The organism is Romboutsia lituseburensis DSM 797 (genome assembly GCF_900103615.1).
GTDB lineage: Bacteria > Bacillota > Clostridia > Peptostreptococcales > Peptostreptococcaceae > Romboutsia_F > Romboutsia_F lituseburensis.
Map to the genome: position 1 here is coordinate 17,962 of NZ_FNGW01000015.1, position 16,725 is coordinate 34,686.

The 16,725-nt window shown below is 29.4% G+C and carries 20 protein-coding genes and 1 tRNA gene; all 21 read left to right on the plus strand.

The window, feature by feature from the left end:
- The first annotated feature begins 75 nt into the window (after nucleotides 1-75).
- Nucleotides 76-861 carry a nucleoid occlusion protein gene (gene noc / locus BLP75_RS17155; RefSeq protein WP_092727771.1) on the plus strand — a complete coding sequence of 262 codons (786 nt, stop codon included), beginning with the start codon at nucleotides 76-78 and terminating at the stop codon, nucleotides 859-861.
- A gap of 54 nt (nucleotides 862-915) precedes the next feature.
- The gene (locus tag BLP75_RS17160) at nucleotides 916-1,689 is read left to right on the plus strand and encodes a ParA family protein (protein ID WP_092727772.1); all 774 of its coding nucleotides are present in this window, start codon (nucleotides 916-918) and stop codon (nucleotides 1,687-1,689) included.
- A 1-nt stretch (nucleotide 1,690) separates the two neighbouring features.
- The gene (locus tag BLP75_RS17165; RefSeq protein ID WP_092727773.1) at nucleotides 1,691-2,578 is read left to right on the plus strand and encodes a ParB/RepB/Spo0J family partition protein; all 888 of its coding nucleotides are present in this window, start codon (nucleotides 1,691-1,693) and stop codon (nucleotides 2,576-2,578) included.
- 14 nt (nucleotides 2,579-2,592) lie between these two features.
- Nucleotides 2,593-3,735 (plus strand): aminotransferase class V-fold PLP-dependent enzyme, encoded by a 1,143-nt coding sequence (locus tag BLP75_RS17170; RefSeq protein WP_092727774.1) that lies wholly within the window; start codon nucleotides 2,593-2,595, stop codon nucleotides 3,733-3,735.
- 246 nt (nucleotides 3,736-3,981) lie between these two features.
- Nucleotides 3,982-4,995: a helix-turn-helix domain-containing protein gene (locus BLP75_RS17175; RefSeq protein WP_278335062.1), complete on the plus strand. Its 1,014-nt coding sequence runs from the start codon at nucleotides 3,982-3,984 to the stop codon at nucleotides 4,993-4,995.
- A 75-nt stretch (nucleotides 4,996-5,070) separates the two neighbouring features.
- Nucleotides 5,071-5,277, plus strand: a complete 207-nt coding sequence (locus tag BLP75_RS18535; RefSeq protein ID WP_278335063.1) for a hypothetical protein — start codon at nucleotides 5,071-5,073, stop codon at nucleotides 5,275-5,277.
- A gap of 160 nt (nucleotides 5,278-5,437) precedes the next feature.
- Nucleotides 5,438-6,028, plus strand: coding sequence for a sulfurtransferase-like selenium metabolism protein YedF (gene yedF, locus BLP75_RS17180; protein WP_092727775.1), 591 nt, complete (start codon nucleotides 5,438-5,440; stop codon nucleotides 6,026-6,028).
- Nucleotides 6,029-6,126: 98 nt separating this feature from the next.
- Nucleotides 6,127-6,390, plus strand: a complete 264-nt coding sequence (locus BLP75_RS17185; RefSeq protein ID WP_092727776.1) for a putative Se/S carrier protein — start codon at nucleotides 6,127-6,129, stop codon at nucleotides 6,388-6,390.
- 13 nt (nucleotides 6,391-6,403) lie between these two features.
- A complete protein-coding gene (locus tag BLP75_RS17190) occupies nucleotides 6,404-6,592 on the plus strand; it encodes a DUF951 domain-containing protein (RefSeq protein WP_092727777.1) in 189 nt (62 codons plus the stop codon).
- Between the two features lie 98 nt (nucleotides 6,593-6,690).
- Nucleotides 6,691-7,896, plus strand: a complete 1,206-nt coding sequence (locus tag BLP75_RS17195) for an aminotransferase-like domain-containing protein (RefSeq protein WP_092727778.1) — start codon at nucleotides 6,691-6,693, stop codon at nucleotides 7,894-7,896.
- 310 nt (nucleotides 7,897-8,206) lie between these two features.
- Nucleotides 8,207-8,485, plus strand: coding sequence for a 30S ribosomal protein S6 (rpsF, locus tag BLP75_RS17200; protein WP_092727779.1), 279 nt, complete (start codon nucleotides 8,207-8,209; stop codon nucleotides 8,483-8,485).
- Nucleotides 8,486-8,518: 33 nt separating this feature from the next.
- Entirely contained in the window at nucleotides 8,519-8,965 is a 447-nt protein-coding gene (locus BLP75_RS17205; RefSeq protein ID WP_092727780.1) for a single-stranded DNA-binding protein, read from the plus strand.
- 18 nt (nucleotides 8,966-8,983) lie between these two features.
- The gene (gene rpsR / locus BLP75_RS17210; RefSeq protein WP_071118875.1) at nucleotides 8,984-9,211 is read left to right on the plus strand and encodes a 30S ribosomal protein S18; all 228 of its coding nucleotides are present in this window, start codon (nucleotides 8,984-8,986) and stop codon (nucleotides 9,209-9,211) included.
- A 96-nt stretch (nucleotides 9,212-9,307) separates the two neighbouring features.
- The gene (locus tag BLP75_RS17215) at nucleotides 9,308-9,628 is read left to right on the plus strand and encodes a MazG-like family protein (RefSeq protein ID WP_092727781.1); all 321 of its coding nucleotides are present in this window, start codon (nucleotides 9,308-9,310) and stop codon (nucleotides 9,626-9,628) included.
- Between the two features lie 7 nt (nucleotides 9,629-9,635).
- A complete protein-coding gene (locus tag BLP75_RS17220; RefSeq protein WP_092727782.1) occupies nucleotides 9,636-10,592 on the plus strand; it encodes a YybS family protein in 957 nt (318 codons plus the stop codon).
- Nucleotides 10,593-10,603: 11 nt separating this feature from the next.
- The gene (locus tag BLP75_RS17225) at nucleotides 10,604-12,598 is read left to right on the plus strand and encodes a DHH family phosphoesterase (protein WP_092727783.1); all 1,995 of its coding nucleotides are present in this window, start codon (nucleotides 10,604-10,606) and stop codon (nucleotides 12,596-12,598) included.
- Between the two features lies 1 nt (nucleotide 12,599).
- Nucleotides 12,600-13,049: a 50S ribosomal protein L9 gene (gene rplI, locus BLP75_RS17230; protein WP_092727784.1), complete on the plus strand. Its 450-nt coding sequence runs from the start codon at nucleotides 12,600-12,602 to the stop codon at nucleotides 13,047-13,049.
- 23 nt (nucleotides 13,050-13,072) lie between these two features.
- Nucleotides 13,073-14,401, plus strand: a complete 1,329-nt coding sequence (dnaB, locus tag BLP75_RS17235; protein ID WP_092727785.1) for a replicative DNA helicase — start codon at nucleotides 13,073-13,075, stop codon at nucleotides 14,399-14,401.
- Between the two features lie 213 nt (nucleotides 14,402-14,614).
- On the plus strand, nucleotides 14,615-14,920 hold the full coding sequence (locus BLP75_RS17240) for a hypothetical protein (protein ID WP_092727786.1): 306 nt from the start codon (nucleotides 14,615-14,617) through the stop codon (nucleotides 14,918-14,920).
- A gap of 78 nt (nucleotides 14,921-14,998) precedes the next feature.
- Nucleotides 14,999-16,288 (plus strand): adenylosuccinate synthase, encoded by a 1,290-nt coding sequence (locus tag BLP75_RS17245; protein ID WP_092727787.1) that lies wholly within the window; start codon nucleotides 14,999-15,001, stop codon nucleotides 16,286-16,288.
- A gap of 285 nt (nucleotides 16,289-16,573) precedes the next feature.
- Nucleotides 16,574-16,649 (plus strand) — tRNA-Lys (locus tag BLP75_RS17250).
- Nucleotides 16,650-16,725 lie beyond the last annotated feature (76 nt).

The window sequence follows — 16,725 nt, forward strand, 5'->3', positions numbered from 1 at the left end:
GTATCTAATGTAGTATTAATTTGTAAGTAGTTAATGAAATTCAAATATATTTATATCTAATAAGAGAGGGATGTTATGGAAGATAAAAGAGTTATGGAGATACCTATAGAAAATATAGTTCCAAATCCATATCAACCAAGAAAAGTATTTTCGCAATCAGCGCTAGAAGAATTAAGCAACTCTATAAAAGTTTATGGAATACTTCAACCTATAACAGTTAGGGTTAAAGATGATAAATATGAACTTATTGCAGGTGAAAGAAGATTTAGAGCGGCTAAATTAGCTCAACTTAAATCAGTTCCTGCGATTATAAATAATATGTCAGATGAATCTTCAGCAGTGTTAGCATTGTTAGAAAATTTACAAAGAGAAGATTTAAACTTTATAGAAGAAGCTATGGGTTATGAAAATTTAATTAAGGAACATGAATTTACTCAGCAACAATTAGCTGAAAAATTAGGGAAAAATCAATCTACTATAGCTAACAAACTTAGAATATTGAGATTACCAAATGAAATAAAAATAAAATTAGTAGAAAATGATTTAACTGAAAGACATGCTAGAGCACTTCTTAAGTTACCTAATGAAGAGCTAATGAAAGATGTTGTAGACAAAGTAATAAAAAATGAACTAACTGTAAAGAAAACTGAAAAGTTGATAAAAGACATTTTAGATGAATTACAAGCCGCTCAAGAGCCAGAGAAAAAACAAAATATAAAAGGTACGATGGGTATAAGAATTTATTTAAATACCATGAAGCAAGCCTTTGATGCAATAATAGGAACAGGAATTGAGGCAAAATATAACGAAGTAGATAAAGGCGATTATATGGAAGTTGTTGTAAAGATTCCTAAAAAATAAAAGGTTACTGCTTCGCAGTAACCTTTTTTAAAAGAGACAAAAGGGGGAAGTCTTATGAGCAAAGTTATAGCTGTGTTCAATCAAAAAGGTGGAGTAGGGAAAACTACGACAAATGTAAATTTAAGTGCAAGTATAGGGAAAATAGGGAAAAAAGTATTAGTATTAGATTTGGATCCACAAGGCAACTCAACAAGTGGATATGGAATAAACAAAAACGAAGTAGAAAGTACTATTTATGAAGTAATGCTAGATGGGGTTGAAATAAAAGAAGCTATTTTAAAAACAGAATTTGAAAATATAGATGTAGTAGCATCTGCTACTGAATTATCTGGAGCAGAGATAGAACTTACATCTATGGAAAATAGAGAGTTTATATTAAAGAATGCAATTGAAAGTGTAAGGCAAGAATATGACTATATATTTATAGATTGTCCTCCTTCACTAGGAATGCTTACTATAAACTGTCTTACAGCAGTAGACAGTGTATTGATACCAATACAATGTGAGTATTATGCATTAGAAGGTGTTAGTCAGCTTATGGAAACTATAAAGTTAGTTAAATCTAGACTTAATCCCAATATAGACATACAAGGCGTTGTATTAAGTATGTTTGATGGAAGAGCTAATTTATCAATACAGGTAGTAGAAGAAGTTAAGAAATATTTTAAAGGAAGTGTATATACAACATTAATCCCAAGAAATGTTAGATTAGCAGAAGCACCAAGCCATGGTAAACCAGCACTTTATTATGATGCTAGATGTAAAGGGGCAGAAGCATATATGGAACTAGCTGAAGAGTTCATAGATTTAGAGGAGGATATAATATAATATGGAAAAAAAATCACCTAAAAGAACAAATAGGTTAGGTAGAGGTCTTAGTGCATTGATACCTGACACTAAAGATGATATAGATAGTAAAGAAATCGTAAGATTAGATTTAAGTAAAGTATATCCAAATGATACTCAACCAAGAAAAGTATTTGATGAAGAAAAGATACATGTACTTTGTGAATCTATAAAACATTATGGAGTATTACAACCTATAGTTGTTAAACCAGATGAAGATGGTAGATACATGATAATAGCAGGTGAAAGAAGATATAGAGCATCGAAGATGGCTAAACAAAAAGATATACCAGCTGTTATAAAAGATATACCTATGAAGGATATAATGGAAATAGCACTTATAGAGAACTTACAAAGAGAAGACTTAAATGCTATAGAAGAAGCATTAGCATACAGAAGCTTAATAGAACATTATCAGGTAACTCAAGAAGAAATTTCTGAAGCTGTCGGAAAAAGTAGACCTCATATAACTAATACTTTGAGGTTGTTAAATTTAGGTGAAAATATAATAGTGATGATAGAACATGGTCAATTAACAGCAGGACATGGTAAAGCATTACTTAGAGTATCAGACTTAGAAAAACAATTAGAGTTAGCAAATAAAGTTAAAGAAGAAGAGCTATCAGTTAGAGAAACAGAAAGATTAGCTAAAAAGATAGTAGAAGAAAATACTGATTTAAATAATAAAAAATCATCTGTAAAAGAAAAAGATATATTTATAGTAGATGTAGAAGAAAAGCTAACAAATGTATTTGGAACAAAAGTAAATATATCTAAAGGTAAGAAAAAAGGAAAAATTGAAATAGAATATTACAATGAAGATGATTTAAACAATATAGTATCGATGCTTTTAGAAGAAAATGAAGCATAGAGAGGAAACTTTATATGATTTACTTAGACAATGCTGCAACTACATATCCTAAACCTGAAAAAGTATATGACGCTGTACTAGATTGTATGAAAAATTATTGTGCAAATCCAGGAAGAGCTGGTCATAAATTAGCAATGAGAGCAGCAAGGGAAATATATGATGCAAGAGAAAATATAGCAAAGTTATTTAATATAGATAATCCTATGACTATAGTATTTACAAATAATGCTACGGATTCATTAAATCTAGCTATCAAAGGTGTAGTTAAAAAGGGAGACCACATTATAACTACAAGTATGGAACATAATTCAGTAATAAGACCGATAAAGTCTTTAGAAAAAGATGGCATAGAAAATACCATAGTTGAGTGCGATAAAGATGGATTTTTAAATCCAGATGATATAAAAAATGCAATAAAGAAAAATACAAAGTTAATAGTTACTACACATGCATCAAATGTGGTAGGGACGATAGTGGACATAAAATCAATTGGAGAAATAGCTAAAGAAAAAAATATATTATATTTAGTTGATGCTTCTCAAACTGTAGGAGTTTATGATATAAATGTTAAGGATATTAATGTAGATATGATAGCTGCTCCAGGCCATAAATGTTTATTAGGTCCTCAGGGTACTGGAATACTTTATATAAAAGAAGATTTAAATGTAGATATATTAAAAGAAGGTGGTACAGGAAGTAGATCAGAAGATTTATTCCAACCAGACTTGACTCCAGATAAGTATGAATCAGGTACACATAACACACCAGGAATAGTAGGATTAAATGAAGGTGTAAAGTTTATATTAGAAACAGGAATAGACAACATAAGAGCTCATGAAGAAGAGCTATGTCAATATATGCTAGATAGACTTAGGGAAGTACCAAATATAGTTATTTACGGTCCAAAAGATAGTAAGAAAAGAGCAGCAGTTATATCTATAAATATTCCTAAGATAGACTCTGGTGAAATAACATTTTTACTAGATAGTGAATACAATATAGCTACTAGATCAGGAATACACTGTGCTCCTTTAGCTCACAAAACACTTGGAACTATAGAGCAAGGCGCAGTAAGATTTAGTTTAGGTTATTTTAATACTAAAAAAGATATAGATGAAGCTGTTAAAGCTTTAAAAGAAATTGAAAAAAACAATTAATTTTAATAAAGCAAGATTTAAATTAACTGAAAATTTGAATCTTGTTTTATTTTTTTTATAAAATGATTTTAATTTCTAAAAAATATAAAAAAATATCCTCAAATGTATAAAAAAAACATTTAAAAAATGTTAAAAAATAATCAAGGTTACAAGAATAGTTAAAATACTACAAAATATATAGTGTTTTTAATATAAATATAAGTTATAATCATATTATAAGAAAATGGTTTCAAGGGGGAAAGTGGCATGGATATTCTAAGTTTAGGAGAGAAAATCAAAAAGTTAAGGAAAGAAAAAAATATGACTTTAAAAGAATTAGCTGGTGATAGAATTACTGCTGCTCAAATAAGTCATATAGAAAGAGATAAATCTCATACAAGTTATGAGTTGCTAGATTACTTATCAGAAAAATTGGATGTGAGTATAGATTATTTACTAGAAACCAAAGAAATGCAATCTAAAAAGATAACGGACAATTTAATATTACAAAGTGAAATTTATATTAAATCAAATGAATTAGATAAAGCAGAGCAGTTAATAAATCAAGTTATACAAATATGCAAAGATTATAGATTAATAGATAACTATGGTAAATGTAATTTTTTATTAGGGACTATAAATTTAAAGAGAGAAAACTATAATCTTGTAGTTAATAACTTTGAAAAAGCTTTATACTACTTTATAAAAAACAATGACAAAGAAAATATATTTAAGTGTTATCTAAACATAGGGAAGATTTACGTTAAAGAAGAGTTTTACAAAGGTGCAATAAGTCATTTTGATTTTGCGGAAGAAGTTTTATCAGAAAGTCAAATCGAAGATTTAGACGTACACAAAGATTTATATAGTAACATGGCTTACTGTCATGTCAAACTAGGAGAGTCTGAAAAGTCTTTAGAATATATATCTAAAATAGAAGAAATCGATAGCACAAATAATATCCAAGAAGAAGTAGAAGTATTAGTTTTAAAAGCTAAGAACCTTTTAAATATAGGAAAATATGATAATGCTAAAGAAAACTTTAAAAAAGCATTAGAATTACTTGAAATAGAAGAAAATAAATCTGGAATTGCTAATGTATATATGACTATAAGTGAAATATACAAAGAGCTAGGAGATATAGATGGAGTTTTAGAATACTCTCATAAGGCTTACGATATAAAGAAAAATGATGATGATTTAACAGCTGCTAATAGCTTATATAAAATAATTGAAGCATATATAGAAAATGAAGATTATGAGTCAGCTAAAAAATATTGAAAAATAGCTTTAGCAAGCTCTATCAAATCTAAAAATAAGTTCAATGAATATCAAGCATTAAAGCTATATTCTAATATGCATAAAATTCAAAATGAAAATACATTAGCAATAGAATACCTAACAAAATGTACAAAAATAATATCAGAATTAGGAAATTCTGATATACTTGCTGGATTGTACCTAGATTTAGGTCAATTATATTCAGATATATCTAAGGAAAAAGAACTAGAATACTACCAAAAAGGAGTAGCTCTATATAAACAATTAGAAATTATAAAATAAAACAATGAAGAGTTGTCTAAGATTAAAAAATCATATAATTTTAGGCAACTTTTTTGCTACAATTAGTCTAATCTATATGCCTATAGAAACAATCTATAGCTGGTAAAAATATAGATATGATAGAATTGAGTTGAATAAAGATAAAGAGAGGATGGGTAAATTGTTAATAGAAATAGATGCGAGAGGTTTAGCGTGTCCTAAACCAGTTATAAATACAAAGAAAGAATTAGATAAAATAGAAAATGGATCAGTAGTAGTAACAGTAGATAATTCAATAGCTAAAGAAAATATATTAAAGCTAGCTAAATCATCAAATTGTGAAACTAAAATAATAAAAGAAGAAGAAAATTTAATAATAATAGAAGTTAAAAAGGGTGAGGGTTCGGTAGTACAAGTAAAAGAGGAAAGTGAATTAGAAAATAAATGTATATATATATCATCAGATAAAATGGGATCAGGAAATGATGAATTAGGAGAAGTCCTTATAAAAGGATTTATATATACTTTAACAGAAGCAAAACCTTACCCTAAGTACATAGTGTTTGTAAACTCTGGAGTTAAACTTACAGCACAAAATAAAGCAACTATAGAAAATTTAAAGATATTAGAAGAAGGTGGAGTAGAAATTGTATCTTGTGGTACTTGTCTAGATTACTATGGATTAAAAGATACATTAGAAGTAGGAACAGTTACTAATATGTATAATATAGTGGATATAATGAAAAATACATCACAAACTATAACTGTATAGATAATAAAGTAAGGCTACATATTGACTATGTAGCCTTACTTTGATAAAAATTATATAAGTGTAAATTTAAAATAAATAATTAGAAAGAGGAAATAGAAATGAATGAAATGTATATAGTGTCATTTAACTCAACTCATCATGCAATAAGATCGGATAAATTGTTTGGAGAAAAGAATATAACATGTACTACATTACCAACACCTAGAGAGATAACAGCAAGTTGTGGTATATCTGTTAGATTTTTAGAAAAAGATATAGAAATTGTAAAAGAGATATTAAGTTCAAATAACATCGAATATAAGGGTATATATAATATAAAAAAATTAGCTGATGGAAAAAAAGAAGTAAGTCAAATAGGATAAGGAGTGATTTTGTATGCCTATGAATCTTAACGTAGGAGATATAGTTGAAATGAAAAAGCAACACGCATGTGGTTGCAAAGAATTTGAAATAACTAGAGTCGGAATGGATATAAAAATAAGATGTACCCAGTGCTCTAGAATGATAATGTTAGACAGAGAAACATTAGAAAAAAGAGTAAAAAAAATAGTAACATCTAAATAAAAAAAGAAAATTCAGAAAATTTAAAAGTTAGTATCGAAATCCCGAAAGGGGTTGCTATAATTAAAGTAGGGAAAACAATTTCAGGGGGTGCTTTAATTATGGCTATTAAATTTGCAAAGAGAATGGATAAGTTAAAGGGATCAGAAATACGTGAGCTTTTAAAACTTACAGAGAAACCAGAAGTTATATCTTTTGCGGGAGGCTTACCAGCTCCAGAGCTATTTCCAGTAGAAGAAATGAAAAAAATATCAACTTTAGTTTTAGAAGAAGCAGGAACAGCAGCTTTACAATACTCTACAACAGAAGGATTCCAACCTTTAAGAGAGCATATAGCTGATAGAATGAATAGTAAAAATAAAACGAATGTAAATAAAGATGATATATTAATAACTAATGGATCTCAACAAGGATTAGACTTTGCAGGTAAAGTTTTCTTAGATGAAGGGGACGTAGTTTTATGTGAAAGCCCATCTTATTTAGGGGCATTAAATGCTTTCAAAGCATATTCTCCAAAATTCATAGAAATACCAACAGATAAAAATGGTATGATAATGGAAGAATTAGAGAAAGTATTAGCAACTACAGATAGAGTCAAAATGATATATGTAATACCTGATTTCCAAAACCCAACAGGAAGAACATGGCCACTTGAAAGACGTAAAAAATTCATGGAAATCATAGAAAAATATGAAATACCAGTTGTAGAAGATAATCCTTATGGAGAATTAAGATTTGAAGGTGAAAATTTACCATCTTTAAAATCAATGGATAAAAAAGGATTAATAATTTTCTTAGGAAGTTTTTCAAAAATATTCTGTCCAGGATATAGAATAGGCTGGACATGCGCATCTCATGAAATATTACAGAAGTTTATATTCGTTAAGCAAGGAGCAGACCTACAAGCATCTACTATATCACAAAGAGAAGTAAGCAAATTTATGGATATATATGATTTAGACGCACACGTTGAGAAATTAAAAGAAGTATATAGTAGACGTAGAGATTTAATGTTAAAAACTATGAAAGAAGAATTACCAGAAGGATTAGAGTATACTCATCCAGAAGGTGGATTATTTACTTGGGTAGAATTACCAGGTGATTTAAATTCTAAAGTTATAATGGAAGATTGTGTTAAGAATAATGTTGCATATGTTCCAGGAGGATCTTTCTTCCCTAATGGAGGAAAAGAAAACTGCTTTAGATTAAACTACTCAACTGCAACAGATGATCAAATAGTTGAAGGTATAAAGAGATTAGGGGTAGTTTTAAGAAAGCATATGGAAGTAGAAACAACAGAAGCTTAATATTTATATAAATTATAATAAAAATTATATAGAAATAAATAAAAAGGGTGGTCATTAGACCACCCTTTTTAGGGGAGATTGGGATGAAATATATTTAAGTTATGGGGGCTATATAACTATATTATTATCCATAAATAATGAATATATACGTATTAAGTTCAAAAAAAGTTGTTATAATATAAAATGAGTCAAAAAATCAAATTGACATTTATAATTAGTAGTGATAAAATGTGATAAGTATGAGATTTGAATCTCATTTCTCTGCTCTACTTATGTAGAGCCGCTAAGTCCAAAGGGAGGTGAAATAATAATGAGAAATTATGAATTAGTTTTCGTAGTAAAGCCAAACGCTGATGAAGAAGCAAGAGAAGCTGTACTTAACAAAGTTAAGGAAGTTGTTGCTACTGAAGGTGAAGTTGTAAAGGTTGACGTATGGGGTACTAAGAAATTAGCTTATCCAATAGCTAAGTTCAATGAAGGTCACTACGTATTAGTTAACTTCAACGCTGGTGTTGACGTTCCTAAAGAAATAGACAGAAACTTAAAGATAAACGAAAACGTAATAAGACACATGATAGTTGTTGCTTAATAACTAGTTTTATTGCGAAAAGGCGGTGTTATTATGAACCATGTTGTTTTAGTGGGTAGATTAACGAGGGATCCTGAGTTAAGATACATCGCAGGAAGTGGAACTCCTGTTGCAAACTTTGCAATAGCTGTTGATAGAGAATTCAGTGGCAAGGATGGGAAAAAAGAAACTGACTTTATAGATATACAAGTTTGGGGTAAATCTGCAGAGAATTGCGCTAACTATATAGGTAAAGGAAGCTTAGTTGCTATACAAGGTTCTATAAGAATCGATAGCTACCAAACTCAAAACGGAGAAACTAGAAGAGCTACTAGAGTTAATGCTAACAGAGTACAATTCTTAGATACTAGAAATAAATCTGAAAGTTCATATAAAGGAAATCATCAAGGATTTGAACCGGATTTCAGTCCAAGCTTTGAGCCTCAAGGATTAGATCCTCAAGGATTCCAAGCTATAGATGATGACGATATACCATTCTAAAAAGGAGGGAAATTTACTATGATAAACAAAAAGAGACGTAAGAAAAAGAGAGTTTGTCAATTCTGTGCTTCTAAAGACGCTAGAATAGATTACAAAAACACTCAAAGATTACAAAAATACGTAACTGAAAGAGGTAAAATATTACCAAGAAGAATCTCTGGAACTTGTGCTAAGCACCAAAGAGAATTAACAGTTGCAATAAAAAGAGCTAGAAACATAGCACTTTTACCATATACATTAGACTAAGAAAAGGACGAGCCTTATGGCTCGTTTTTTTGTATATCTGGTTAAATATGTTATGATTTATGTTATAATGTTTATATATTAAGGAGGGGGGCAACTGTGAGATTAGATAAGAGTTCCGATGTGACAAGAAACGTTAAAATAATGGAATGGATGAAGACAGAGTTGTTAATTAGTGTAGGGGATTTGTTCAATCTTATTTTTAAGGGAGTAAAGCCTTTAGATGAGACACTACAAGACACTTTAGCAAATATAATAATGATAACATACCTTTTAGCAAAAAGATTGGGAATAAGTTTTACAGAAATAGATTATAAGGTGAAAGAAAAGCTAAAACTAGGAATAAGTGAAGATCATAGCGTAGAAAGATGGTATGGTGAATTATCTGAATTAAAAAAACATATGGATAATAAGGAGTGAATCTAAGTTGAACAATAAAGTAAAACTATCTCAAGCATCGATGATAGTTACACTGGGTATACTACTATCACTTATAACAGTATATATACCTTTTTTAGGTATATTAAGTTTAGTAATACCTGTTCCTTATGCAATAATAGGAACGTTGACTGATAATAAATATTCAGCATTAGCTTTAATAGCAACATTTTTTGTTCTTATATTTACAGTAAGTCCTGTGTATGCAGTAAGTATAAGTATAGTAAGTGTATTCCCTGGAATAGTTATAGGTAGCGCTGCAAGGGTATATATAAATGGTGAGAGCAATAATAAGTTTGAACCAATATATATGGGAACTATTGCAGTAGTATTATCTATAATTATTTTCTATTTGGTTTCAAACTTTGTTTTTGGAACTAATATATTAGATGACTTCATGAAAATGATGAAAGAGACTGTAGATACTCAAGCATCAATATTAGGAAGTGCAGGTTTGAGTTTAGGAGAAGGTATAAAAGTTGATGACTTCCTAGATTTAGTTACGAATATGATTCCCGCTATATTATTTTTACAAGGAATTATGTTAGCGTTTATTATTTACTATATGGAAGTTTTTATATTAAGAAGAACGAGACAATTAAAATTGCAAGCTCCTAAATTTGCAGATTTTTATTTACCAGGAAATGCTATTGTTACATCATTGATGTTGTATTTATTAGTTTTATTTATAGATATGGTGGGAATAAAACTTCATACAGATTTAATAATGATGAACTTACAACTGGTATTTAATTTCTTATTTATGATACAAGGAATAGCTGTAGCTGTATATTACTTAAAAAAATGGCTTAAACAAAATCAAATAAAAAATGTATTTATATCAGGATTGATATTATCTATATTTGGATTTATAGGCGTATCTTTTGTGGGTATGTTAGATAGTATAATTGACTTTAGAAAGGTAAGAAGTTATAAATCCATATAAGGAGGGTAGCAATGAGGAATAAACCGACCTTTAAAATGAATATGCCAGAAATAAATGTGTACATTCTTATTATAGGTTTAGCTAGTACAGCTTTACTTTTTTATAATATTTATGTTGGTTGTTTATTCTTCTTTATTTTCTTATATATAGTTTCTCATAATTGGAGAGTAACTAATATAAGAAGAAAAGAATGGACTAAATATATTCAAAATTTATCTCTAGACATAGATGAAACAACAAAAAAGGCTATAATGAATCTTCCTATACCTCTATGTATCCTTGAATTTGATGGTAGTATTTCTTGGTATAATAATAAATTCCATGAAATGACTGAGTCATCAGAGTTGTTAGGTGTAAATATAGATGATATAGTGAAAAATTTAAATTTAAGAAAAGTTTTAAATGAAAATAAAGAAATGTATACAGAAATAAAATATAAAGATAAAGAGTATACAATAGTTTACAATGTTATAAAAAATGATAAAGAAAAAAATGCAAAATACTTAATGATGTTATACTGGCTAGATAAAACGGAATATCTAAAGTTAGAAAGAAGTTATAATGACGAAAAAAATTCATTAATGTTAATACAAGTTGATGGATATGACGATGTATTAAAAAGTGCACCAGAGGAAAAGAGACCTTTAATAAATGTTGAAATAGAAAAGATTTTAACTGCTTTAGAGATTAATTCTAAAGGGGCTTTAAAAAGAACATCAAAGGATAAGTTCTTCCTTGTAATGAACAGGAAAGAGCTTAAAAAATTAGAAAGTGAAAAATTCTCCATCTTAGATAAAGTTAGAGAAATTGATCATGGAAATACCCTTCCTGTAACTATAAGTATGGGAATTGGTGTAGATGGAGAGTCAATAAATGAGAATATAAAGCTTGCGTCTGGAGCGTTGGATTTAGCGTTAGGTAGAGGTGGAGACCAAGCTGTTATAAAAACCAAAGATAAATTTGTTTTCTATGGTGGAAAATCTAAAGCAGTAGAAAAGACTACAAAGGTAAAATCAAGACTTATAGGTCATGCTTTAAGAGAAGTTATACTAGAGAGTGAACAAGTATATATAATGGGGCATAAATATCCAGATATGGATGCTATGGGATCAGCAGTAGGTATATATGATATATGTAAATCATGTAATAGACAGGCCAATATAGTATTAGACAGTTCAAATGAATCAATTGAGGAATTTGTAAAAAGATTAAAAGCATCAGAATACTACAAGAACTTATTTATAGATCATGAAGATGCTATAAAAAACTGTACAAGAAATACTTTAGTAATCGTTGTAGATACGCATAGACCAAATTATACTGAATGCCAAGAATTATTAGGTATATCTGATAAAATAGTAGTTATAGATCATCATAGAAGAGGTGTAGAGTTCATAAATGATACAGTTCTTTTATTCCATGAGATATACGTATCATCTACATGTGAGATGGTCACTGAATTAGTTCAATATATGGAAAATAATGTTAAAATAAATAAGCTAACAGCAGAAGGTCTTTTAGCAGGTATAAGTTTAGATACTAAAAACTTTGCATTTAAGACTGGAGTAAGAACTTTTGAAGCAGCATCATACCTAAAAAAGGTTGGAGCAGATACTATAGAAGTTAAGAAGCTGTTTAACTCAGATATAAAAGATTTTATAACTAAGGCTGAAATAATACAAAGCACTAAAATTATTAATGATAATATATGCTTAGCATACACAGAAACTGAAGCAGATAATATCAACATAGTAATAGCACAAGCTGCAGATGAGTTGTTAAATATAAAAGAAGTAGAAGCATCATTTGTTCTAGGTAGAAAAGATAATAAAGTATTTATAAGTGCGAGATCATTAGGAAAAATAAATGTACATGTACTTATGGAGAAGCTAGGCGGAGGAGGGCATATAGATATAGCAGGAGCCCAACTTAAAGATGTTTCGATAGAAACTGCATACTCAATGGTAAAAGATATTATATATGAATGTTTGAAGGAGGAAGAATAAGATGAAAGTTATATTATTAAAAGACGTTAAAGGAACTGGAAAAAAAGGCGAAGTTAAAGAAGTTAGTGATGGATATGCAAGAAACTACTTATTAGCTAAAAAATTAGCAGTAGTAGCTGATAATACATCAATGAAAGAATTAAATGAAAAAAATAAATCTCAAGAAATAAAAGCTCAAAAAGAATATGAAGCAGCAGTAGAATTAGGTAAGCAAATGGAAGAACTAAACGTAGTTATATACTCTAAAGCTGGTGATGGTGGAAGATTATTTGGATCAATAACTTCAAAAGAAATAGCAGAGCAAATAAAGAAACAACACAATATAGAAGTAGATAAAAGAAAGATATCTTTAGATGAACCAATAAGAGTATTAGGTTCAAGAGTAGTAGATATAAAGATACATCAAAAAGTAACTACTAAAATGAGAGTAGATGTAAAAGAAAAACAATAAAGAGACACTAGAGGTGATAAATTATGGAGGATATGACAAGAATTCCTCCGCATAGTGTGGAATCAGAGCAGTCAATATTAGGATCTATACTACTTGATAAAGATGCTATGATAACTGTAAGTGAAACTATAAAGCCAGATGACTTTTATAAAGAAGCTCACAAAATCATATATGAATGCATGATAGTATTAAGTAATAAGGGTGAACCTATAGACCTAATAACTTTAACTGAAGAGTTAAGAAAGCAAGGACATTTAGATGATGTTGGAGGAATAAGTTACATTACAAGCCTTTCAACTATCGTACCAACTACATCAAACGTAAAGTTTTACGCTGATATAGTAAAAGAGAAATCTGTCCTTAGAAAGCTAATAAAGGCTTCTAATGACATAATAAACCTAGGGTATGATGGAGCAACAAAAATCGAAGATGTATTAGATAAAGCAGAAAAGAAAATATTTGATATATCACAAGAAAAAGCAAGTGATGATTTTAAATCGATAAACTTAGTACTTATGGATGCTTATGATACAATTGAACATTTGTATAGTAGTAAAGCTGAAATAACAGGTATTACAACTGGATTTAAAGATTTAAATAAAAAGATAAATGGATTACAAAGAACAGACCTAATATTATTGGCAGCGCGTCCTGCAATGGGAAAAACAGCATTTTCACTAAACCTTGTACAAAATGCTGCCCTAAAAGGTGATGCATCTGTAGCTGTATTTAGTTTAGAGATGTCTAAAGAACAGTTAGTTCAGCGTATGTTATCAGCACAAGCTAATGTTGAGCTTAAAAAGCTAAAAACAGGTAAGTTAGGAGAAAATGACTGGCCTAGAATAATTGATGCTATGGCTGTTTTATCAAATGCAAAGATATATATAGATGATACTCCTGGTATAAAGATATCAGAGCTAAGGTCTAAGTGTAGAAAGCTAAAGATAGAACAAGGTCTAGATTTAATACTTATAGATTACCTTCAACTTATGGAAGGTGAAGGTAATAATGAAAGTAGACAACAAGAAATCTCTAAAATATCTAGATCATTAAAAATAATAGCAAAAGAGTTAAACTGTCCAGTTGTTGCGCTTTCTCAGCTATCTCGTGCTCCTGAGCAAAGAGCTGATCACAGACCAATGCTATCAGATTTAAGAGAATCTGGAGCGATAGAACAGGATGCAGATATAGTTATGTTTTTATATAGAGATGAGTATTATCATCCTGACTCTGAACGAAAAAATATTGGAGAAGTTATAATTGCAAAGAATAGACATGGAGAAACTGGAGCCGTAGAATTAGTATGGCTTGGAGAAGTTCAAAAATTTGCAGATAAATCAAGAGATATGTAGAAAAATATCCACATATATCCACAGAACGTACTTTTGGGTAACTCGAAATGTGTGGATACATGTATTAAAATATTTATAAGCATTGAAAAATGCATAAAAAATTATCCACACTATCCACAGATAGCCTGTTGATAAATGTGAATAAACAAAAAAAGCAAGCTATTAGCTTGCTTTTACTGTTTATAAATACAAATTTTTTTATGGGGGAAAAATGTGTTGAATATAAATGTATTATATATATATCCAAAAATAATGGAAATAAACAAAGAAATAAATTTATTTCGAATTGTTGACAATAATATAAAAGAGACTTTAGTTATTTATGGCCAAAAAGTACAAAGAGATTTTGAATTGCTTATGATAAATACTATGTCAGGAGAAATTAAAAATTTAGGCTTAATTAACGAATTAGAAATAGAAAAATATATAACTAAAGTAAAGGCGAAAGAAAATGAATTTACTGCATTAAAAGATTTGAATGAAATAGAAAAATACATATTAAACCTATCGATAAATTAAAAAAGTTTGAAAATATATCGAATGTTTGATAAAATGTATTGGTAAAGTGTTCGAATATATACAATAGAGGTGAATTATATGAAAACAGTAGCAATTGTAGGATCTCAATGGGGAGACGAAGGAAAAGGTAAAGTTATAGATTACCTTGCTACACAAGCGGATGTAGTAGTAAGAGGACAAGGTGGAAATAATGCAGGGCATACATTAGTTGTAGACGGAAAGAAGTTTGCACTACGCCTTATACCATCAGGAGTATTAAATCCTAAAACTATAAATGTAATAGGTAACGGTATAGTATTTGATCCAAAAGGATTTTTAGAAGAAATAGAAACTTTAAATAAAGAAAATATAGATACAACAAACATAAAAGTAAGTGATAGAGCGCACGTTGTGTTCCCATATCACAAAGAGTTAGATGCACTAGCAGAAGAAGCTAGAGGAGATAACAAAATAGGAACTACTAAAAAAGGTATAGGTCCTTGTTACATGGATAAAACTGAAAGATCAGGAATAAGAATATGTGACTTAATGGATAAAGAGATATTTGCTAAGAAATTAAAATTACAAATAGACGCTAAAAATAAATTAGTTCAAGGTGTATATGGAAAAGAAGCTATGTTTGATTTCGAAACTATATACAATGAATATTTAGGATATGCTGATCAAATAAGAAAGAACGTTGCAGATACTTCAGTTGTAGTATACGATGCTATAAAAGTAGGTAAAAAAGTACTATTTGAAGGAGCTCAAGGAACATTACTAGACTTAGATTTAGGAACTTACCCATACGTTACTTCTTCTCATCCAACATCAGGAGGATTCTCTATAGGAGCAGGTGTTGGGCCAAACATGATAAAAGATGTTGTTGGTATAGTTAAAGCTTATACTACAAGAGTTGGAGAAGGACCATTTGTTACTGAATTAGATAACGAAGTTGGAGAAAAGATAAGAGTTCAAGGTCGTGAGTTCGGAACAGTAACAGGAAGAGCTAGAAGATGTGGATGGTTTGATGCTGTAATAGTAAAATATGCAGCTAGAGTTAACGGAATAACAAGTATATCATTCATGTTATTAGACGTTTTAAGTGGATTTGATAAGGTAAGTATATGTACAGGATATAAATTAGGAGATAAAGTAATAACTGATTTCCCAGCATCATTAGAAGATTTAGCTAAATGTGAGCCTGTATACGAAGAATTAGATGGATGGAATGAAGATTTAACTAATGTAGAGAAATACGAAGACCTTCCAGAAAATGCTAAGAAATATATAGCTAGAATAGAAGAGTTAGTTGGAGTTAACATAGATATGGTTTCAGTTGGACCAAATAGAGCTCAAACTATAATAAGAAGAAATATATTCGCTTAATATATAAATTTTTATAAAAAATGTAGTGGTATTTTATCACTACATTTTTTATTTTTTCATTTAAATTAATATAAAAATTTCAAAAAAAATTTAAAAAAATAGTATAAAATATATTCAATAAAGTAAATTATTAAATATAAATATAAGTTATTTACAGGATTCTAGGCTATATTCATTAAATTGCTAAAAAAAAATAAAAAAAATGTAGAAAAAGTGTTGACGAAATTATAAACCCATAATATAATAGTCTTTGTGAGTGAGAGAAACACCCACGAAAAACAAGATGATCCATTAGCTCAGTCGGTAGAGCACCTGACTTTTAATCAGGGTGTCCCGCGTTCGAGTCGCGGATGGATCACCATTTTTTTTTGGCCCATTGGTCAAGCGGTCAAGACACCGCCCTTTCACGGCGGTAACAGGGGTTCGATTCCCCTATG